We start from the raw sequence: 20,112 nt of genomic DNA on the forward strand, positions 1-20,112 counted from the left end.
CGTCCCGCAGGGGGCGTCGTGGTCGAAGTACCGTACGCCGTCCGGCACTTCGACGAACGCGGGTGCGATTGGCTTTATGCTTGGCCTGCCCTCATGGGCCGAGATCGCACGCCAGGAGGCATTTGTGTCAGCGCTGGAACCGGACGACCCGCAGTCCGTCGGGGCGTACCGGTTGCTGAGCCGGCTGGGCGCGGGCGGGATGGGCCGGGTCTACCTCGGCCGTTCCCCGGGCGGCCGGCTCGTCGCGGTCAAGGTGGTGCACGCCGAACTGGTGCGCCGGCCCGAGTTCCGCGACCGGTTCCGGCGTGAGGTCGAGGCGGCCCGCAAGGTCAGCGGCGCCTTCACCGCTCCGGTCGTCGACGCGGACCCGGACGCGCCCCTGCCGTGGCTGGTGACCAGCTACATCGCCGGGCCGTCGCTGGAACAGGCGGTCGCCGAGCGGGGGCCGTTCGAGGCGTCGGCGGTACTGGCGCTGGCGGCCGGGCTGGCCGAGGCGCTGGTGTCGATCCACGCCGCGCACCTCGTCCACCGCGACCTCAAGCCCTCCAACGTGCTGCTCGCCGACGACGGGCCCCGCGTCATCGACTTCGGGATCGTCCGCAGCGTCGAGGCCGACTCGATCACCGGCACCGGCCTCGTGGCGGGCTCGCCCGGGTTCATGTCCCCCGAGCAGGTCAACGGCGACACGATCACCCCGGCCAGCGACGTCTTCTGCCTGGGCGCGGTACTGGCCTTCGCGGCGACCGGCGCCAACCCTTTCGGCGACGGCCCCACCCCCGCACTGCTCTACCGCGTGGTGCACAACACCCCCGACATCGATGTCGTCACCGACCCGGACCTGCGCGCCCTCATCGCCGACTGCCTCGGCAAGGACCCGGCCGCCCGCCCGACCCCGCACCAGATCCTCGCCCGGGTCGCCGCACTGGGCAGCGAGAACACGATGGCCCTGCGGCACCTCGGCCCCTGGCAGGCGGGCGACGCCGCCCAGTCCCCGACCCGGGCCGGGGCGCCCGGCGCCCTGCCGCAGCAGGCGACCATGGTGGCGCCGCACTTCCACGACCAGGCCACCAGGGTGGGTGCCGCCCCCGAGCCCGCGGACGCCGGGACGGAACCGGCCGGCCGCGGGGCGGGCGGGGAACGCGGCCGCAGCCGGCGGGCCTTCCTGCTCCTCGGCGCGGGCACGGTCGCCGCGGCCGGCGTCGGAGCGGGGTTCTGGCTCAACCGGTCTGCCGCCGCCGGGGACCGGGCCACGCCGCCCTCCTCGCCCTCCCCCTCCTCCACGCCCTCCGCCGCTCCCCAGCCCGCCCGGCCCGTCGGGCACTGGCCCCTCGACGAGACCTCGGGCACGGTCGCGCGGGACGCCGCGGGCGGCCACGACGGCACCGCGGCCGGCGTCACCTGGGTGTCCCGCGGAGGCGGGGCCGTCTTCGACGGGCGGGGAAGCCAGATCGCCACCGAGGGGCCGGTCCTGGAGACCGGAAAGGGCCGGAGTTTCACCGTCACCGCCTGGGTGCGGCTCTCCGCCACACCGGAGGACTGGGCCACCGCCGTCAGCCAGGATGCCGAGGACGCCAGCGCCTTCTACCTCCAGTACGCCGTCGACCAGAACCGCTGGGCCTTCTCCCGCCCCGGCCTGCGCGCCGCCGGCCGCAGCGAGCCCGCCCTGAACGCCTGGACCCACCTCGCCGGAGTCTGCGACGGCCGGGAAGGCACACTGCGGCTGTACGTCGACGGCGTCCAGGAGGCGGAGGCCGAGGACACCAACCCGAAGTCCGGCACCGGCCCCTTCATCATCGGCCGGGCGTCCTACGGCGGCCGGGCCGTCGACTTCTTCCCCGGCGCCGTCCGCGACGTACGGGTCTTCGACCGGGCGCTCACCGCCGCCCGGATCAAGAAGCTCGTCGGCTGACCCGCCCCGGCGCTGCGCCCGCGCTCACCGCGGGCCGGCGGCGACCGACCGCCAGATCCGGTCCGGCAGGACCTCCGCCGCCTCGTCGAGGTCGATGTCACCGAGCGTCAGCCAGCGGCGGCTGACGCCGATGACCGGCCCCAGGATCAGGGACTCGAGCACCGACACCGACAGGGGCGCGAGCTCGCCCGACTCGATGTGCCGGCCCACCCAGGCGGACAGCGGGGAGAGCCGGGCCTCCTGGGCGTCGCGCAGCTGCTTCGCCTGGCGCATGCCCAGCTCGTCGGCGCGGGAGGAGTGCAGCAGCAGGCCCGCGTCCCGGTGGTCGCGGATGAACGCGAGATAGGCCCGTACGAGGGCCTCGACACCGGCCCGCGCGGAGTCCGACCGCTCCAGAGCCGTGACCATCCGGACCAGCAGCCGCTCCAGCCAGCGCATCAGCAGGGCGGTCAGCAGGCCGTCCATGCTGCCGAAGTGGTGGTACAGGCTGCCCGGGCTGACGCCGCTCGCCGCGGTCACCGCGCCGACGGTGAGACCCTGCTCGCCCGACTCCCCGTACACGCGCAGCGTCGCGTCCAGAAGCTGTTCGACGGTGACCTCGCCGCGGTGCTGCTTGGGGCTCATCGCAGGGCCGTTGTACCTTCCAGGTGTTTCTGGAGCGAATTTCTAGAATTCTCTTCCAATCCTAGCCCGGCCTGGTTCAGACTGACCCCTACCGACGTGCGGTCCGCCCGTCGCGGGGGAGCGGGCGGACCGCCTCCGGTGGCGCGACGACGGAGACGACAACGGGGCAGGCGTGATCGAGCTGGGTGGAAGCGGCGCCGAGCCGCTGGAGGACGAGGACCCGCGGCGGATCGGACCGGTCCCGCTCATCGGGCGGCTCGGAGCCGGCGGCATGGGCCGCGTCTATCTCGGCGTGCACGAGGGGCGGTACGCGGCGGTCAAGCAGCTGCTGCCGTCGGTCGTCGCCGAGGACAGGGACTTCCTGCGCCGCTTCGGACACGAGCTGGACAACCTCGCCCGCTTACCCGAGGACGCCACCGCCCCGCTGCTCGCGGGCGACCGCACCGCCCGGCCGCCGTGGTTCGCCACCGCCTACGTCCCCGGCCTCACCCTGCGCGAGGCCCTGGAGGCCCACGAGGGTCCGCTGCCCACCGCCGCCCTCTGGCTGCTGCTGCGCGAGGCCGCTTCCGGGCTCGCCGCGGTGCACGCGCTGGACATGGTGCACCGGGACATCAAGCCGTCCAACGTCATGCTCACCCTCGACGGCCTCACCCTGATCGACTTCGGGGTGGCCCGCGCCGCCGAGCAGAGCCAGCTCACCCGCACCGGCATGGTGGTGGGCACGCCCGCCTACATGTCCCCCGAACAGGCCTCGGGCGCCCGCAGGTCGACCGGGGCCGTCGACGTCTTCGCGCTCGGCTCGGTCCTCGCCTACGCGGCGAGCGGTCGGCCCCCCTTCGGCGACGAGTCCGGGCACGGCGTGCTGTACCGGATCGTGCACGAGGAGCCCGACCTCGACGCCGTACGGGCCCTGGACCCCGAGCTCGCCGAGGTCGTCGCCGCCTGCCTCGACAAGGACTACGAGGGCCGGCCCACCGCCGCCGAACTGGTCGAACTCGCCGAGCGCCACGGCCCGTTCACCCCGCCCCTGTGGCCGGAGGCGGTCACGGCGCGGCTGGCCGAACGGGCGGCGTTCGCGGAGCGGACACCGGCCGTGCCGGAGGAACCGGAGACACCCGGGGCGTCCGCGCCCACGCCGCCGGCGCCGGAGAAGCGGGGCCGCCGGACACGGCTGGTCCCCGTCGTCGTCCCCGTCGTGGTCGTCACGACGGGCGCCACCCTCGCCTTCACGCTCCTGCCCTACACCTTCGACGGCGACCGGGCCGGGCCCACCCCCTCCGCGTCGGTCACGGCCTCCGCCGACGCGCACCCGGGGACGGCCGGCGGGTCCGCCAAGCCGTCGCCGTCCGCGAGCGCGTCCTCCTCGAAGGAAGCGAAGAAGCCGGAAGCATCAGGGTCCCCCGAGTCGCCCGCCGGAGCCGGTGCGGAGGGCGCCGGAGCCGACGCGGACAAGGACACGGACGGCGGAGGCGGGAAGGGCGACGGTTCGGGAGGTGCCGGCGGCGGGGACGACTCCGCCCCGGACACGGGCACCGGCGCGGGACCGGAGACCGAGGCCCCGTCGACGGGCGGGATCATCCTGCGCAACGGATCGAGCGGGCGGTGCCTCACGGCGTCAGGGGGCTCCGGCTACGGCTACGTCTCCGCGGGGGACTGCGCCGCCGGCGCGGCCGGCTGGACCCTGCGGAGCGTCTCGTCCGGCACCTACCGGATCGTCCACCGGGAGTCCGGCAACTGCCTGTCCGGCTACGGTTCGATGCACAGCGCGTCCTGCGGTGCGGACAGCGCCCAGGTATGGCGGTTCGGCTCGGGCGGCACCGTGATCCTCACGAACACCGGCAGGTGTCTGGAGCACTCGCGGCCGAGCAACCAGATCATGGTGCGGGCGTGCGAGGGGACGGCGTCCCAGAGCTGGTCCAGGGGCTGACGCGCGGGGACGGGTCAGCCGGCTCCGCCGCGCTCGCCGTCCCCCGGCCTGTCGTCCTTGTCCTTGTCGTCGTCCAGCGACTTCAGGAACTCGGGGTTGTCGTCCGGGGCCACCCACTGCTGCCGGCCGCCGCCCCGGCCCCAGGGGGAACCGGCGGCGCCGCCCGCGGGGTGCCGCTTCTTGCCGGCGATCAGCCACGAGATCGAGCCGACCAGCGGGAACAGCAGCACGAGGATCGCCCACAGCGGCTTGGGCATGTGGCGGATGTCCTCGTCCTTCGTGCTGATGCAGTCGATGAACGCGTAGATGCTCAGGGCCAGCGGCACGAGGAACATCAGCACCCGAAGCATGGGGCCTCTCCAGCGAAAGCGGTGGGCGGTACAGGGCCAGGGTAACCGCTCGGGGATACTTGACCCCATGGCTTACGACGATCTTCGCTCCCTGCTCAGGGCGCTGGAGCGCGAGGGCGACCTCAAGCGCATCAAGGCCGAGGTCGACCCGTATCTGGAGGTCGGTGAGATCGTCGACCGGGTGAACAAGGCCGGCGGTCCCGCGCTGCTCTTCGAGAACGTGCGCGGCTCCGGCATGCCCCTCGCGATGAACGTGTACGGCACCGACCGCCGTCTGCTGAAGGCGCTCGGCCTCAAGGCGTACACGGACATCAGCGACAAGATCGGCGGGCTGCTGAAGCCCGAGCTGCCGCAGGGCTTCATCGGGGTGCGCGAGGCCTTCGGCAAGCTCGGCGCGATGACCCATGTGCCGCCGAAGAAGGTGAAGTCCCAGGACGCGCCCGTGCACGAGGTCGTCCTCACCGGCGACGACGTGGACCTCGACCGGCTCCCCGCGCTGTTCACCTGGCCCAAGGACGGCGGCTCCTTCTTCAACCTGGGCCTCACCCACACCAAGGACCCCGAGTCCGGCATCCGCAACCTCGGCCTGTACCGGCTGCAGCGCCACGACAAGCGCACCATCGGCATGCACTGGCAGATCCACAAGGACAGCCGCAACCACTACCAGGTGGCCGCCCGGCGCGGCGAACGGCTGCCCGTCGCCATCGCCTTCGGCTGCCCGCCCGCCGTGACGTACGCCTCCACCGCGCCGCTTCCCGGCGACATCGACGAGTACCTGTTCGCCGGGTTCCTGCAGGGCAAGCGGATCGAGATGGTCGACTGCAAGACCGTGCCGCTCCAGGTCCCGGCGCAGGCCGAGGTCGTCGTCGAGGGCTGGCTGGAGCCCGGCGAGATGCTCCCCGAGGGGCCGTTCGGCGACCACACCGGCTTCTACACCCCGCAGGAGCCGTTCCCCGCCCTGAAGATCGACTGCGTGACGATGCGCAAGCGCCCGCTGCTCCAGTCGATCGTCGTCGGCCGCCCGCCGACCGAGGACGGGCCGCTGGGCCGGGCGACGGAGCGCTTCTTCCTCCCCCTGCTCAAGATCATCGTCCCGGACATCGTGGACTACCACCTCCCCGAGTCCGGCGGCTTCCACAACTGCGCGATCGTCTCGATCGACAAGAAGTACCCCAAACACGCCCAGAAGGTGATGCACGCCATCTGGGGCGCCCACATGATGTCGTTGACCAAGCTGATCGTGGTCGTCGACTCCGACTGCGACGTCCACGATCTGCACGAGGTCTCCTGGCGGGCCCTCGGCAACACCGACTACGCCCGCGACCTCACCGTCGTCGAGGGTCCCGTCGACCATCTCGACCACTCCTCGTACCAGCAGTTCTGGGGCGGCAAGGCGGGCATCGACGCGACGAAGAAGTGGCCCGAGGAGGGGTACACGCGCGACGGCGGCTGGCCCGACATGGTCGAGTCCGACCCGGACACCGCCGCGCTGGTCGACCGCCGCTGGAAGGAGTACGGACTGTGACCTCGGCCTCCGCCGCGCTTCCGCAGCAGCCGGGACGCACCAAGGCCTTCCTCCGCCTGGTGATGATCGAGCACTCGGTCTTCGCCCTCCCCTTCGCGTACATCGCGGCCCTCACCGCGATGTACGAACTGGACGGGAACATCCACTGGGGCCGGCTGCTCCTGGTCACCCTCGCCATGGTCGGCCTGCGCACCTTCGCGATGGCCGCCAACCGGATCATCGACCGCGAGATCGACGCCCGAAACCCGCGCACCGCCCACCGCGAACTGGTCACCGGCGCGATGTCGGTGAAACACGCCTGGACCGGCGCGCTCGTCGCCCTCGTCGTCTTCCTCGGCGCGGCGGCCCTGCTCAACCCGCTCTGCCTGGCCCTCGCGCCCGTCGCCGTGATCCCGATGGTGGTGTATCCGTACGGCAAGCGGTTCACCAACTTCCCGCAGGCCATCCTCGGTCTCGCGCAGGCCATGGGCCCGGTCGGCGGCTGGCTGGCCGTCACCGGGTCCTGGTCCTGGGACGCGGTGGTCCTCGGACTCGCGGTCGGCGTCTGGATCGGCGGCTTCGACCTGATCTACGCCTGCCAGGACGTCGACACCGACCGTGAGATCGGCGTGAAGTCGGTGCCGGCCCGCTTCGGCATCCCCGCGGCCATCTGGGGCGCCCGCGCCTGCCACGCCGTCACGACGGCCCTGTTCGTCTGGTACGCGGTGCTCACCGGCGCCGGCGCGTTCCTCTGGCTCGGCCTGCTGATCGTGGCCGCCGCCTTCGTCTACGAGCACACCATCGTCCGCCCGCACGACCTGACCCGTCTCAACCGGGCGTTCTTCAGCGTCAACGGGTTCATCGGCATCGCGCTGTTCGTGTGCGCGCTGCTGGACCTGCTGGTGCGGGGCCTGACGGTGTAGATCATCGGCGGCCGCGGTTCGTGCTACCTTCACACCCGCCGTGCGCCGCTGCCGACCGAGGAGGTGAGACCCATCAACGCTGTGACAGATCGGGCCTCCTTCTCCCGCATGGCCTGAGGAGTGCCCGAACAAGGCACCCCGAAAGGCCCGAAACGCTATGCGCTTCACCTCCGGGACATCGTTCGACGGTGTCCGTGAACAGCTCTTCACCCTCGGCGAGATCCCCGGCGTGCTGTGGACGCCCGAAGGCGCCGTCGGCACCCGCCCCCTGATCGTGATGGGGCACGGCGGCGGCCGGCACAAGAAGGACCCCGACATCCTGAGCCGGGCGGCGCACTTCGTCACCGGCGGCGGCTTCGCGGTGGTCGCGGTCGACGTGCCGGGCCACGGCGACCGGCCCAAGGACGTGGAACTCGACCGGATCGCGACCGAGAACCAGGCCCGAGTCGCGGCCGGCGCGGAACTCGCCCCGCTCATCGCCGGTTTCCAGGCGCTGGTGGCCGGCCGGACCGTCCCGGAGTGGCGGGCCGCCCTGGACGCGGTCCAGCGGAACGGCGACGTGGGCGCCGGACCGGTCGGCTACTGGGGGGTGTCGCTGGGCTGCGGACTCGGCGTCCCGTTCGTCGCCGCCGAACCCCGGGTGCGCGCCGCGGTGCTCGGCCTGGGCGGCGCCCTCGCCTCGGCGGCGGACGCCGCGCGGATCACCGTCCCGGTGGAGTTCCTGGTCCAGTGGGACGACGAACGGGTGCCGCGGGAGGAGAGCCTCGCCCTGTACGACGCCTTCGGCTCGGCCGAGAAGACCCTGCACGCCAACCCCGGACCGCACGGGGAACTCCCCGCGTTCGAACGGGACAGCGCGCTGCGGTTCTTCTCCCGGCACCTGAACTGACCACCGGCCACGGCGTCCCGTACTCCTGATACCTCGTCCTCCGGCCGCCCCCGGTAGGCTCGAAATGTGAACGCAGGAGAATCGGGGCGCAAGCCTTGGATCGTGGGGGTGTCGGGGGCGTCCGGGACGCCCTACGCAGCCGCAGTGCTGCGTGCGCTGCTGGCGGCGGGGGAGAGTGTCGACCTCGTCGTCAGCCGTGCCTCCCGGCTCACCCTGCTGGACGAGACCGGCATCGCCTACCGGGACGCCCACTGGCGCGACGACCTGCGGGAATGGCTGTCCCGGGGGGCGGACGGCAAGCCGGACACCTTCACCGTCGACCTCGACGGAGTACGGCACTGGGCCGCCGGCGACCTCGCGGCCGGGCCGTCCTCGGGGTCGTACCCGGCCAAGGGCATGCTGATCGTGCCCGCCTCCACGGCCTGTGTGGCCGGGGTGGCGCTCGGACTCTCCAAGGACCTGCTGCAGCGGACGGCGAGCGTCACCCTGAAGGAGGGACGCACGCTGGTCGTGGCCGTACGGGAGACCCCGCTGAACGGCCAGACCCTGCGGCACCTCGTCACGCTGGACGACGCGGGCGCCGCCGTGGTGCCCGCCTCGCCGGCCTTCTACGCGGGCGCGACGCACATCCAGGACCTGGTGGACTTCGTCGCCGGACGCGTACTCGACGCGGCGGGCGTCGGCCACCGGCTCTACCGCCGCTGGGAGGGCGAACTCGGCGGCGGATCCCGCACCGACTGAGCACCTCCCGCAACACCCCCGTACTCGCAGAACTCCCAGACCTCTTCAGTGGAAGGCTTCGATCGCATGGACGCGGTGGACAGGCAGCTCATCCAGGCCCTGAGGGAGAACGGCCGGGCCTCCTACGCGGAGCTGGGACGCCTCGTCGGCCTGTCGGGCCCCAGCGTCACCGACCGCATCAACCGGCTGGAGGCGGCCGGTGTCATCACCGGCTACCGCGCCACCGTGGACGCCGCCTCGCTGGGGCTCGGCGTCATCGCCCTGATCGGCATCTCGCTCTCCGACGCCGCCGACCACGAGGACGTGGCGCAGCGGCTGAAGGACCTGAGCGAGATCGAGGACTGCTGGTTCATCGCCGGTGACGACTCCTTCATGCTCAAGGTGCGGGCGACCGACGTGGACGGCCTGGAGAAGATCATCCGCCGGCTGTCCGGCACCAAGGGCGTCTCCCGCACCCGTACCACCATCGTGCTCTCCACCAAGTGGGAGAACCGCGTCGGTGAGCTGCCCGAGGAGGTCGGCTGACCGGGGCGTACGGTTGACGGAGTCTGCCTGAAGGAAAGAGGGATCGGCATGGACGTCGGGCTCAAGCGCGAGCTGGAGGAAAAGGTCAGGACCGGTGTGCGCCTGACCCGTGAGGACGGCATCGCGCTGTACGAGTCGGACGACCTGGCGTGGCTGGGCGGGCTGGCGCACGAGGTGCGGACGCGGCTCAACGGCGACGTCGTGCACTTCAACGTCAACCGCCACCTCAACATGACCAACGTGTGCACCGCCTCCTGCGCGTACTGCTCCTTCCAGCGCAAGCCGGGGGAGAAGGACGCGTACACGATGCGCATCGAGGAGGCGGTGAAGCTCGCCAAGGCGATGCAGCCGGAGAACCTGACCGAGCTGCACATCGTCAACGGGCTGCACCCCAACCTGCCGTGGCGTTACTACCCGCGCTCGCTGCGGGAGTTGAAGGCCGCGCTGCCCGACGTCTCGCTGAAGGCGTTCACCGCCACCGAGATCCACCACTTCGAGACGATCTCCGGGCTGTCCGCCTCGGAGATCCTCGACGAGCTGATCGACGCGGGCCTCGAGTCCCTCACCGGCGGCGGCGCGGAGATCTTCGACTGGGAGGTGCGGCAGCACATCGTCGACCACCGGACCCACTGGGAGGACTGGTCGCGGATCCACCGGCTGGCGCACGAGAAGGGGCTGAAGACCCCGTGCACCATGCTGTACGGCCACATCGAGGAGCCCCGCCACCGGGTGGACCACGTGCTGCGGCTGCGCGAACTCCAGGACGAGACCGGCGGCTTCCAGGTCTTCATCCCGCTGCGCTACCAGCACGACTTCGTGGACATGAAGGACGGCAAGGTGCGCAACCGGCTCCAGGCCCGGACGCGGATGGCGACCGGGGCGGAGGCGCTGAAGACGTTCGCGGTGTCGCGGCTGCTGTTCGACAACGTGCCGCACGTCAAGGTGTTCTGGGTGATGCACGGTGTGCAGACCGCGCAACTCGCGCTGCAGCACGGGGCGGACGACATGGACGGGTCGGTCGTCGAGTACAAGATCACGCATGACGCGGACGACTTCGGCACGCCGAACAAGCTGACCCGCGAGGACCTGCTGGACCTCATCCGCGACGCAGGGTTCCGGCCGGTCGAGCGGAACACCCGCTACGAGGTCCTCCGGGAGTACGACGGACCCGACCCGGCGCGCCGGGACGCGCCGCAGCCGATGCGGGTGTGAAAAGCGGAGGCTGACAGCAAGGGGTAATGGCTACTATCGGATCATGCCCCTTACTTTCACCTTCGACCCCGTCGTCACCCCCGAACTCCGCGACGGCATCCTCGAGCTGTGGACCGATGTCACCAACGCCGGCGGGGCGGTCGGCTTCGTGCCGCCCGTCACACCCGAGGACATCCGCCCGGGGCTGGTGCGGCAGTTCGTCGCGATGGCGGAGGAGCGCTCCCGCCTCCTCGTCGGGCACGACGAGGAGGGGCGGGTGGCCGCGACGGCGTTCCTCACCCTCAACACCCACCACCTGATGACCCACTGGCTCTGGCTCTACACGGTGATGGTCCACCCCCGCCACCAGGGCAGGGGCTACGGCCGCGACCTGCTGGCCGCCGCCGCGGACGCCGCCCGCACCGTCGACGGCATCGAGGCGATCCGGCTCACCTGCCGCGGCGGCCTCGGACTCGAGCGCTTCTACGCCTCCTGCGGCTACAAGGAGGTCGGCCGGGTCCCGGGCGCGATCCGGGTCGCCCCCGGCGACGACCGGGACGACGTCGTCCTGCTGCTGCCCCTGGGATGAGGCCCGCACCCCGCTGAAAGATCCACGGCCGGACGTGCTTCACTGGACGTCGTCCCTTTGTCCCTTTGGGACGTTCTGGTGGGGACGTTCCCGCCGTACGTAGGAAGAGTGGAAGAGATGCTCCGCTACACGCTGATGCGCCTCGGGATCTTCGTGGCCTGCCTCGTGGTCGTCTGGGGCCTCGTCTACTCCGGCCTCGCCCCGAGCGGCCTCGGCGACTCCAACGGCCTGTGGGTCGTCCTGCTCGCCCTGCTGATCTCGGCCCCCATCAGCCTCGTCGTACTCCGCAAGGAGCGGGACCGGGCCTCCGAGGGCATCGTGCGGCGGGTGGAGCGCGCGAAGGCCAACCTCGACGCCAACCGCAACCAGGAGGACGCGGCCGACGACACCGCCCGCGCCCAGGGGCAGACGCAGGGCCAGACCTCGTAACCTCCGTCACAGCGACGCACCGTACGTCGGCGCCCCGGTCTCCGAACTTACCGGAAACCGGGGCGCTTTGCGTTGTATGGACGCATTTGCCCTCCCGCCTGTCAAAGCAAGGCTTTGAGCAACTCAAAGTTCAGGTGTTACGGTCTCCGGGTGAAGTCAGCAGCCGTGTTCCCCACGCCCCGGAGTGTTCCGCTCGTGGCGCGCCTGCACGTGGACCTCTGCCGGGTCACCGCCGCGAACTGTCGTCCCTGACGTCCTGAGCGTCCTCACCGACGCTCCCGCCGCGCCCCCGACTCCCACGTCACATTCCTCACGCGTCCCCCTCACCGGAGCATGTCCGTGTCCACGAACACGCAGTTCAAGCTGCCCATTCGCGCGCCCTTCTGGGCCCAGATACTCACCGGCCTCGTCCTGGGCGTCCTGCTCGGCTGGCTCGCCCGCAGCCAGGACGTCTCCTGGCTGGTCACCACCCTGGAGAAGGTCGGCGGCACCTTCATCGGCCTGCTGAAGCTGGCCGTCGCCCCGCTCGTCTTCTTCGCGATCCTGGTCTCCATCACCAATCTGCGGAAGGTCAACAACGCGGCCCGCCTGGCCTCGCGGACCCTCCTCTGGTTCATGGTCACCTCGCTGATCGCGGTGGCGATCGGCCTGGTCATCGGCCTGGTCACCAACCCGGGCGCCGGTACCGGCCTCACCCCGGCGGACGGCGCCGCGCCGGAGAAGACCGGCTCCTGGATCGACTTCCTCACCGGCATCGTGCCCACCGACGTGATCACGCCGTTCACCGAGCTGAACGTGCTGCAGATCGTCTTCATGGCCGCCGTCGCCGGTATCGCCGCCCTCCAGCTCGGCGAGAAGGCGCAGCCGATCCTCACCCTGAGCGAGTCCGTCCTCGAACTCCTCCAGAAGGCCCTGTGGTGGGTCATCCGCCTCGCGCCCCTCGGCACCGTCGGCCTCATCGGCAACGCCATCGCCACCTACGGCTGGGACCTGATCGGCAAGTACGCCACCTTCACCGCCGACATCTACGTCGGCTGCCTCATCGTCCTCTTCGGCGTCTACCCGGCGCTGCTGGCGACCGTCGGCAAGGTCGGCCCGGTGCAGTTCTTCAAGGGCGCCTGGCCCGCGATCCAGCTGGCCTTCGTCTCCCGCTCCAGCGTCGGCACCATGCCGCTCACCCAGAAGGTCACCGAGCGCCTCGGCGTGCCGAAGGAGTACGCCTCCTTCGCCGTCCCGTTCGGCGCGACGACCAAGATGGACGGCTGCGCCGCGATCTACCCGGCCATCGCCGCGATCTTCGTCGCGCAGATCTTCGACATCCCGCTCGGCGTCGGCGACTACCTGCTGATCGCGTTCGTCTCGGTGGTCGGCTCCGCCGCCACGGCCGGCCTCACCGGCGCGACGGTGATGCTCACCCTCACCCTCTCCACCCTGGGCCTGCCCATGGAGGGCGTGGGCCTGCTCCTCGCCATCGACCCCATCCTCGACATGATCCGCACCGCGACCAACGTCGCCGGCCAGGTCGTATGCCCGGTGATTGTGGCGTCGCGGGAGAAGATCCTCGACCGCGAGAAGTACAACAGCGTGGCGTCGGCGCCCATCGACGCGGACGAACCGCGGGTGGTGGCTGCCGCCGCTTGATCGTTGACCTGACAGGTCAGGTGACGCCCCGTGCCAATGCGCCGTACGGGGCGTCACCAAATCCTGTACCTACCGCACCACCTGCGCAGCGCTATGCACCGAACGAGCCCACCACGTGCGGCGAGTCCTCGTCTTCCGTACCGACCGGCGTGATTTTGATCGACGTGATCTCGGGCGGCCTGCGCCTACCGCGGCCGATGCTGAACACGTCAACGCGGTCGATCACGGTCGCAAGAATGGCCCGGCGGCGTTCAAGGTTCTCAGTCCGGTCGTCCTTCCAGACTGCAAGGACATCGGTCTCGGCGCGGGACCTGCGGACGGCCGTTGTCGCTTCGCGCGAACGTAGGGTCTCGAGCTCTGCGCGAAGGTGGGTCAAGGAGTCGAAGTAGTCTTCGTCCTCCAACTGTCCTTCCTTCCAGCGGCCTCGGATTGTTTGAATTCGGGTCTCCAGAAAGTCCTTCGGAAGGTTCGTCCCTGGACGGTCGCCCACTGAACGCGCATTACGGCACCGCAATGACCGCATCGCAGGAATCCGGAGTAGAGGTGCTTACGCTTGCCCGACCCTTGCGCCGCCGGGGTGGCCCGTCCATCGAGCAGGTTCTGTACGTTCTCCCACTGCTCCCGGGTCAGAGGAGCACCATAGATGCTGTCCCCGATGTCCTGGCCCTTGTACGTGACGATTCCCCCGGTCCGTTCCGATCGGAACACGCGCTTCACAGCCTGAAGCGTCCAAGCCCCACCCTGCGGCGTCGTAGAGCCCTCGGAGTTCCAGTACCGGGCCACATCACCGGGTGTCATCGCGTTGCGGTCCATCAGCATGAGGTAGCCCGCGCGGATGAGCCCGACTTCATTTTCGTCCAATTTCCTGAAGTGCGAGCCCTCTCTGAAGCCGAACTGTCGCTTCCCGCCGGCGTGAGGCTTGCCCTGCTCTCTGCGCTGTAGAAGGGAGTTGTTGACGCGCTCGGACATGCGCTCTGTCTCCTGCTGAGCCACCGCACCCTTGATGGTCAGGATCATGCGGCCGTTGGCCGTCGAGGTGTCCTCACCCTCTGTTGTCGCGAACCCGAAACCGTGTTGCTGCTGCTCTTCGAGGAAGCTGGTCAGTTCGCTGATGCGGCGCGTCAGGCGGTCGATGGAGTAGACGACGATGCCATCAAGCAAGCCGTCGCGGGCGTCTCGGAGCATCTCCGTGTACTGAGCGCGGCGGCGCTTACTCGTGGTCGACGCCGACATGTCGTTCTCCGGATAGACCTTGAGGATCTTCCACCCCATGCGCTCGCACAACTCCCGACATGCCTTCTCCTGGCGTTGGATGCCGAGTTCCTGGCCCTTGCGGTCCTTGCTGACACGTACATAGATCTCGACGCGCTCCGGTTTGGCCATGTCCCACCCCTGGTCATTGATTGGGTGCCTGCGCGGTGAACAACAACGTGGCATCGGCGATCCGTCAGAAAACGTGATCGCCGATGCCGGTCGCCGCTGCTAGCCTCCTGCCGCTCGGCTGTTCGATCAGCGGGCACGATCCGGGGAGGGGCATTCGTTCATGTCGGGGAGATGGGGCAAGAGAGCTCTGCTGCTGGGCAGTTGCCTGGCGGCGGTGGTGGCGGGGGCGGTCGCGCCCGGCACCGCGTACGCGGCGGAGCAGGCGAATCTGCCGCCTGCCGTCCAGGACCTGCAGACCGAGTTCGAGGACTGCGCGTCGGGTGACGAGCCGGCCTATGTCGGGAGTCCTCCGGTACTCACCGCCAGGTTGACCGATCCGGCCGAGGACGACCGCGCCGGATACCCGGAGCGGGTCACCGCCGAGTTCGAGATCTGGTGGTCGGACCCGGACGGCACCGAACAGCGCCGCTCCTTCACCACCCAGCCGACCTACGTGGACCGGGTCCACCGCATCACCGTGCCGTCCGACATCCCGGCCGACACGGCGATCTCCTGGCACGTCCGGGCCAACGACGGAGTGGTGAACTCCGCCTGGAGCTCCGAGGCGCCCGGCGCCGCGTGCCGGTTCGTCCACGACGACGAGAGCCCGGCCGCTCCCGTCGTGAGCTCACCGGAGTACCCGGAGGAGACGTGGTGGACCGGCGGGGTCGGCGTCTACGGCAGCTTCACCATGGACTCCCCCTCGGCGGACGTCGTCGAGTACCGGTACACCTTTCTCGGCGGTACGCAGCGCACCGTACGCCCCGCCGAGCTCGGCGGCCCCGCCACCATCCGCTTCGTACCGCTGAGCAACGCCCCGCAGCGTCTCAGCGTCCAGGCCCGCGACCGTTCCGGCCGGATGAGCGGGCGCACCGACTACACGTTCTACCCGAAGGCGGCGAGCGCGCCCGTCTCCCGCTGGAAGCTCGACGACGAGGCCGGCTCCGCCACGGCGGCAGCCGAGGGGGGCGAGGCGGCCCGGGCCGGAAGCGGTGTGACCTTCGGCGGCCCCGCGCCCTCGGGTGCCCCGCTCACCTCCACGGCCACCCTCGACGGCAGCCGCCACGGCTTCCTCACCACGGACGCCCCGGCCGTCGACAGCGGCAGGACCTTCGCCGTCGGCGCCTGGGTGCGGCCCGCGGAGGACGACCGCCCCATGACCGTGCTGAGCCAGGACACCGCGTCCGGCACCGCCTACGCCCTGGCACTGGAGGCCCCGGGGGACGCGGCCGCCTCCTGGTCCTTCGCCCTCGGCGACGCGAAGGTCACCGGCGGCGCTCCCGAGGCCGGCGAATGGGCCTACCTGCTCGGCGTGTACGACACCGAGACCGGGTACGCCCAGCTCTTCGTCAACGGCCATGAGGTCGGCACCAAGGCCGAGGCCGCTCCGGTCAGGGCGGACGGCGCGTTCCAGATCGGCCGGATCCACGGCACGCACGGCTACCGCCAGCGCTGGCACGGCGACATCGGCGACGTCCGGGCGTACGACCGCCTCGTCGTCCCGCAGGAGGTGACCGAGCTGGCCCACCGCAAGCCGAACCTGCTCGGCCACTGGTCGTTCAGCACGACCGACGACGGCACCACGCCCGAGAACGAGGGCGGTTCGCCACTGCGGCTCGCGGCGGGCGCGTCGATCTACCGCGGTCCGGACGACTCCTGCATCCCCGAGCTCGACCCCGACTGCCCGTGGCAGCCGTACCCGTTGGTCGGCGACGGGCACCTGGCACTGGACGGCGCGGGCGGCCACGCGGTCCTCGACACCCCCGCCGTGGACACCGGTGACAGCTTCACCCTCGGGGTCGTCGCACGGATCGAGGAGGACGAAGCCACCCGGCCGATGACGGTCCTCTCCCAGGCCGGCGAGCACACCGACGCCTTCAAGCTGCGCTACGACCCGGCGGAGTTCGCCTGGCAGCTGGTCATGCCGGAGCGGGACGAGGCGGGCGCGCCGGAGAAGGTCGTCTCGCAGGTCACGAGGCCGGACGGCAGCAGCGGGCACGGCACGCGGCTGGCCGTCGTCTACGACGACGCGACCGACACGGTCAAGCTGTTCGCCGACGGCTACACCAACGCGGACGCCACCGCCCACGTGCGGGACGGCTGGACGAGCACCGGCCCGCTCCAGGTGGGCCGTGCCCGCACGGCCGACGGCTGGGGCGAGTACCTGAAGGGCGAGGTGGACGAGGTCCAGGCGTACGCGGGCGCCCTGCGGGACGACGACGTCCTCGGCCTGGGCTGGGAGACCGATCCCTGCCTGTGCTGACACCGTCCGGCCTCCGGCCGAGGGGCGTTTCCCGGCAATCACCGGCAGGTGACCGTTGCTGGGGGCGCCCCTTACGCCGTTTCTCCCCCGGGTGTGGAATCACTGGACCACGTGCATCAGGCGTCCCACACGCCCCACGTGGACCACAGTGAGTGATCCCGCAGGGGTCAGCACCACACGGCGAAGGGGGAACCCCATGGCACGTACGCGGGCGCAGAGTCTGCGCAACGTCGCCCAGGCGGTCGCGTTCGGCACCGATCCTCGCGCGGCGGCCCAGGACGAACTGCGCCGCCGGACCGGGGGCGGCGGCACGGCGGCGCAGCGCACCCGGAACGAGCGGGACGAGCGCGGCGGGCGCCAGGAGGCCGAGGGCGAGGGGATGGACCCCGCCGACTTCCCGGCGGCCCGGGAGCAGGACGGGGGCTCCGTCGACACGGTCATGCGGCAGCTGACGGTGCCGCTGGACGAGGCGGGCGAGGCGCTCGGCCGCAGCGAGCAGCTGCGCGAGGGCGGGGAAGTGGTGCACGCCATCTGCCCGATGGTGATGCCCCGGGGCCGCTCGCTGCTGTCCATGCTGCCGGTGCTGTCGCTGCTGGTGATCGGCGTCGTGGGTTCCTCGGTGGTGTCGGCGACCGGCGGCAGCGGGCTCACCAACCCCCTGTTCGGACTGCACTACTGGGCCGTCGCGCTGCTCGCCGTCGCGTTCGTGTGGTGGCGGCAGGGCCTGGTGATGGTGCCGGACGGGTGCCAGGCGATGATCACCCGGTTCGGCAAGCTGGAGAAGGTCGTAGGACCCGGCCGGGTCACCCTGCTCAGCCCGTGGAAGCGGGTGTCGTACATCGTCAACACGACCCGCGAGTACCCGTTCAACGCGCCGGTGCGCGAGGCCCCGACCAAGGGCGGCGTGAAGGCGTCCATCGACCTGTTCATCCAGTTCCGGATCAGCGACCCGGTGGAGTTCGTCTACACCCTCGGCGCCGTGCGCGGCTTCGAGGAGAAGCTCGGCAACGCCGTCAGCGAGACCATCCGCAGCCTGATCTACGAGCAGGAGGCGGCCGGCATCTACGACATGGTCGGTGAGGACAGCGGCCGTCTGCTGGAGCAGCTCAACCAGCAGTTCCGTCCCGCGGTGGAGCTGACCAACGCCAACATCACCCACGCCGAGCCCTCGGACCGGCGGTACCGGATGGACCTGGCCGCCCCCGAGATGGTGCGCATGGCCAAGGAGGCGTACACCCACGAGTACGCGCTGCAGCTGCGCAAGGAGCAGGACGAGGGCGACCTGAGCCGGGAGCTGGCCTCGAGCCAGGAGACGCTCTCCGCGATCCAGGCCGACATCGCCCAGTACCAGGCGCAGATGGACACCGCCGTGGAGCGCGAGACCAACCGTGCCGAGGCGCTGGCCCGCCAGCGCTATGTGCAGGCCGAGTCGGAGGCCAATGCCAACGCGGCGCTGCTGGAGGCGCAGGCCCTCGACATCCGCGCGGTAACCGCGGCACAGGCGCCGGAGATCCTCGAGTACCGCTACCAGCAGCAGGTGCTCGACACCCTGGAGCAGGTCGCCGACCATCTGCCCCGGCTGGTGCGCATCGGCGGCGCGGACGGCACCGGAGCGGCCGGGATCGACTTCCTGGAGCTGGCGCGGGAGCTGGTCGGCGAGCGGGGCGCCGAGCTGTTCACCGACGCGGACATGGAGGCCGTGCGGGGCCGGCTGGCGGAGGTGTCCGAGCGGATCGCGGCCCGCGAGGAGGAGATCGGCGCGCTGCTGGCGGCCGACCGGCCGACGGTGCCGCGGATGCCCGAGCCCGCCGCGGCCGGTGAAGTGCACGAGCCCGCCGAGGAGGCGCAGTCATGAGTTCCGCCCGTATGCACCGCCGTTCGGTGATCTCCGAGGCCGTCGCCCCCTGGAGCGACATCGCCCGTCTGCTGCGCGGCGGGGAGGCCGACACCCTCATCCCGGTGATCATCCCGCGCCACCGCCGCCGGCTGTGGTGGATGCTGCCGCTCTGGTGCGGCGCCTACGCCCTGCTGACGGGCGTGATGCTGTCGCTGCGGGAGGCCGGCTCCGACGGCGCGGCCGACGTCGCGTACGGCGCGCTGGCCACCCTCTCCTACGTCGCCGGGGTGGTGCTGCTGCTGATCGGCGCGCTGTGGTGGTGGCGTTCCTCGATCGTCGAGATCGAGCAGGGCACCAACGGCGTGCTGACCCGCTACGGCGCCGTCACCCGCACCCTGGACGCCGGCCGGCACTACCTGTGGCACCCCTGGTCGCGGGTCGACTTCGTCGTCGACACGGCCACCGAGATCCCGTACTCGGCGCCGGTCATGGCCTGCCCGACGCAGGAGAACGTGCCGCTGCGCTCGATCGAGTTCTTCCTGAAGTTCCGCATCACCGACGCGGTGCTGTTCGTCCGGACCATCGGCGCCGGCAACTTCGACCTGGTGCTGTCCAGCGCCGTACAGGACGCGATCCGGCAGCGGGCCCGCCGGATGCGCACCCAGCGCGCCTACGACCTGCGCGGCTCGGACGTGGCCGACATGCAGGAGCTGCTCAACCGGCAGCTGTCCGTCTACGGCGTGCGCGTCACCGGCTGCAACATCCCCGATGTGCAGCTGCCGGCGCAGTACCAGCACCACCTGGCCACCCGGGAGCGGATCGCCAAGGAGCGCACCGCCTACGAGCAGGAGTGGGGTCTGACCCGCAAGCGGCGCATCGACAGCCTGGGCATGGACATCGAGCGGGCCAAGAAGGTGCGCGACGCCCGGATCGTCGAGGTGAAGGCCGCGCTGAACCGGGCCCGCGAGGAGGTCGCCGAGCTCCTCGAGCGGCAGGAGACCGAGGCGCAGCGGGTGCGGTTCGAGATCGAGACGCGGGGCCGCAGCGGGCTGATCGCGGCCGAGAACGAGGCCCGTGCCCAGCGTGCCCTGGCCAAGGCCTACCGCGACAACCGGGCGGTGCTCCAGTACGAGCTGGCGCGGCGGCGGCTGGAGGTCGGCGCCGGGCTGGCGGGGAAGGCCCCGCAGCCGGTGGTGGTGCGCACCGACGGGGGCACCGACACGTCGGCGCTGTCCACGCTGTTCGCGGCGCAGTTGCTGCCGCGGCTGGCGGCGGGTGACCGGCCCGCCCTCGGTGACCGGCCGGGGCCGGTGGGCGACGGCGGCCACGACCCGCGGTAGGGGGACGG

The 20,112-nt window shown here is 71.1% G+C and carries 19 protein-coding genes; 15 read left to right on the plus strand and 4 right to left on the minus strand.

The features are described from left to right. Positions 1-124: 124 nt before the first annotated feature. Positions 125-1,909, plus strand: a complete 1,785-nt coding sequence (locus CNQ36_RS20205) for a protein kinase domain-containing protein (protein ID WP_163013313.1) — start codon at positions 125-127, stop codon at positions 1,907-1,909. A gap of 24 nt (positions 1,910-1,933) precedes the next feature. Here the strand turns inward: CNQ36_RS20205 and CNQ36_RS20210 are convergent, their stop codons facing one another. Then, entirely contained in the window at positions 1,934-2,533 is a 600-nt protein-coding gene (locus CNQ36_RS20210; protein ID WP_121547040.1) for a TetR/AcrR family transcriptional regulator, read from the minus strand. A gap of 172 nt (positions 2,534-2,705) precedes the next feature. On the opposite strand from CNQ36_RS20210, the gene CNQ36_RS20215 reads away from it, so the two are divergent. Then, positions 2,706-4,460: a serine/threonine-protein kinase gene (locus CNQ36_RS20215; RefSeq protein WP_121547041.1), complete on the plus strand. Its 1,755-nt coding sequence runs from the start codon at positions 2,706-2,708 to the stop codon at positions 4,458-4,460. 14 nt (positions 4,461-4,474) lie between these two features. Here CNQ36_RS20215 and CNQ36_RS20220 read toward each other — a convergent pair whose 3' ends face one another. Next, positions 4,475-4,810, minus strand: coding sequence for a PLD nuclease N-terminal domain-containing protein (locus CNQ36_RS20220; protein ID WP_121547042.1), 336 nt, complete (start codon positions 4,808-4,810; stop codon positions 4,475-4,477). Between the two features lie 67 nt (positions 4,811-4,877). Between CNQ36_RS20220 and CNQ36_RS20225 the strand changes: the two genes are divergently transcribed. From CNQ36_RS20225 to CNQ36_RS20265, 10 genes are all read left to right on the plus strand, one after another. Continuing rightward, positions 4,878-6,335, plus strand: coding sequence for a menaquinone biosynthesis decarboxylase (locus tag CNQ36_RS20225; RefSeq protein ID WP_004927725.1), 1,458 nt, complete (start codon positions 4,878-4,880; stop codon positions 6,333-6,335). After that, positions 6,332-7,237, plus strand: a complete 906-nt coding sequence (mqnP, locus tag CNQ36_RS20230) for a menaquinone biosynthesis prenyltransferase MqnP (RefSeq protein ID WP_121547043.1) — start codon at positions 6,332-6,334, stop codon at positions 7,235-7,237. Before CNQ36_RS20225 ends, mqnP begins: the two co-directional genes overlap by 4 nt. Before the next feature lie 157 nt (positions 7,238-7,394). After that, positions 7,395-8,126, plus strand: coding sequence for a dienelactone hydrolase family protein (locus tag CNQ36_RS20235; protein ID WP_121547045.1), 732 nt, complete (start codon positions 7,395-7,397; stop codon positions 8,124-8,126). A gap of 66 nt (positions 8,127-8,192) precedes the next feature. Further along, the gene (locus tag CNQ36_RS20240) at positions 8,193-8,867 is read left to right on the plus strand and encodes a UbiX family flavin prenyltransferase (RefSeq protein ID WP_176117955.1); all 675 of its coding nucleotides are present in this window, start codon (positions 8,193-8,195) and stop codon (positions 8,865-8,867) included. A gap of 66 nt (positions 8,868-8,933) precedes the next feature. Then, on the plus strand, positions 8,934-9,392 hold the full coding sequence (locus CNQ36_RS20245; protein ID WP_040906409.1) for an Lrp/AsnC family transcriptional regulator: 459 nt from the start codon (positions 8,934-8,936) through the stop codon (positions 9,390-9,392). Between the two features lie 48 nt (positions 9,393-9,440). Next, positions 9,441-10,604 (plus strand): aminofutalosine synthase MqnE, encoded by a 1,164-nt coding sequence (gene mqnE / locus CNQ36_RS20250; protein WP_004927714.1) that lies wholly within the window; start codon positions 9,441-9,443, stop codon positions 10,602-10,604. 43 nt (positions 10,605-10,647) lie between these two features. Next, positions 10,648-11,172, plus strand: a complete 525-nt coding sequence (locus CNQ36_RS20255; RefSeq protein WP_121547046.1) for a GNAT family N-acetyltransferase — start codon at positions 10,648-10,650, stop codon at positions 11,170-11,172. A 117-nt stretch (positions 11,173-11,289) separates the two neighbouring features. Next, on the plus strand, positions 11,290-11,601 hold the full coding sequence (locus CNQ36_RS20260; RefSeq protein WP_004927710.1) for a DUF4229 domain-containing protein: 312 nt from the start codon (positions 11,290-11,292) through the stop codon (positions 11,599-11,601). Between the two features lie 165 nt (positions 11,602-11,766). Beyond that, the gene (locus tag CNQ36_RS35720; protein WP_311642580.1) at positions 11,767-11,853 is read left to right on the plus strand and encodes a putative leader peptide; all 87 of its coding nucleotides are present in this window, start codon (positions 11,767-11,769) and stop codon (positions 11,851-11,853) included. 81 nt (positions 11,854-11,934) lie between these two features. Further along, a complete protein-coding gene (locus tag CNQ36_RS20265; protein WP_121547048.1) occupies positions 11,935-13,242 on the plus strand; it encodes a dicarboxylate/amino acid:cation symporter in 1,308 nt (435 codons plus the stop codon). Between the two features lie 91 nt (positions 13,243-13,333). Here CNQ36_RS20265 and CNQ36_RS35330 read toward each other — a convergent pair whose 3' ends face one another. Together CNQ36_RS35330 and CNQ36_RS20270 are read right to left on the minus strand one after the other, a co-directional pair. Beyond that, the gene (locus CNQ36_RS35330) at positions 13,334-13,645 is read right to left on the minus strand and encodes a hypothetical protein (RefSeq protein WP_228313023.1); all 312 of its coding nucleotides are present in this window, start codon (positions 13,643-13,645) and stop codon (positions 13,334-13,336) included. Next, positions 13,615-14,625: a recombinase family protein gene (locus CNQ36_RS20270; RefSeq protein WP_228313024.1), complete on the minus strand. Its 1,011-nt coding sequence runs from the start codon at positions 14,623-14,625 to the stop codon at positions 13,615-13,617. Before CNQ36_RS20270 ends, CNQ36_RS35330 begins: the two co-directional genes overlap by 31 nt. A gap of 160 nt (positions 14,626-14,785) precedes the next feature. Between CNQ36_RS20270 and CNQ36_RS20275 the strand changes: the two genes are divergently transcribed. From CNQ36_RS20275 to CNQ36_RS20285, 3 genes are all read left to right on the plus strand, one after another. Continuing rightward, complete coding sequence (locus CNQ36_RS20275) at positions 14,786-16,927, plus strand: LamG domain-containing protein (protein ID WP_206278479.1); 2,142 nt, start codon at positions 14,786-14,788, stop codon at positions 16,925-16,927. A gap of 196 nt (positions 16,928-17,123) precedes the next feature. After that, complete coding sequence (locus tag CNQ36_RS20280; protein WP_121547049.1) at positions 17,124-18,782, plus strand: SPFH domain-containing protein; 1,659 nt, start codon at positions 17,124-17,126, stop codon at positions 18,780-18,782. Next, positions 18,779-20,104: an SPFH domain-containing protein gene (locus CNQ36_RS20285; RefSeq protein ID WP_121547050.1), complete on the plus strand. Its 1,326-nt coding sequence runs from the start codon at positions 18,779-18,781 to the stop codon at positions 20,102-20,104. The genes CNQ36_RS20280 and CNQ36_RS20285 overlap by 4 nt, the downstream gene beginning before the upstream one ends. Positions 20,105-20,112 lie beyond the last annotated feature (8 nt).

Origin of the sequence: Streptomyces fungicidicus (genome assembly GCF_003665435.1) — a bacterium.
Classification (GTDB): Bacteria; Actinomycetota; Actinomycetes; order Streptomycetales; family Streptomycetaceae; genus Streptomyces; species Streptomyces fungicidicus.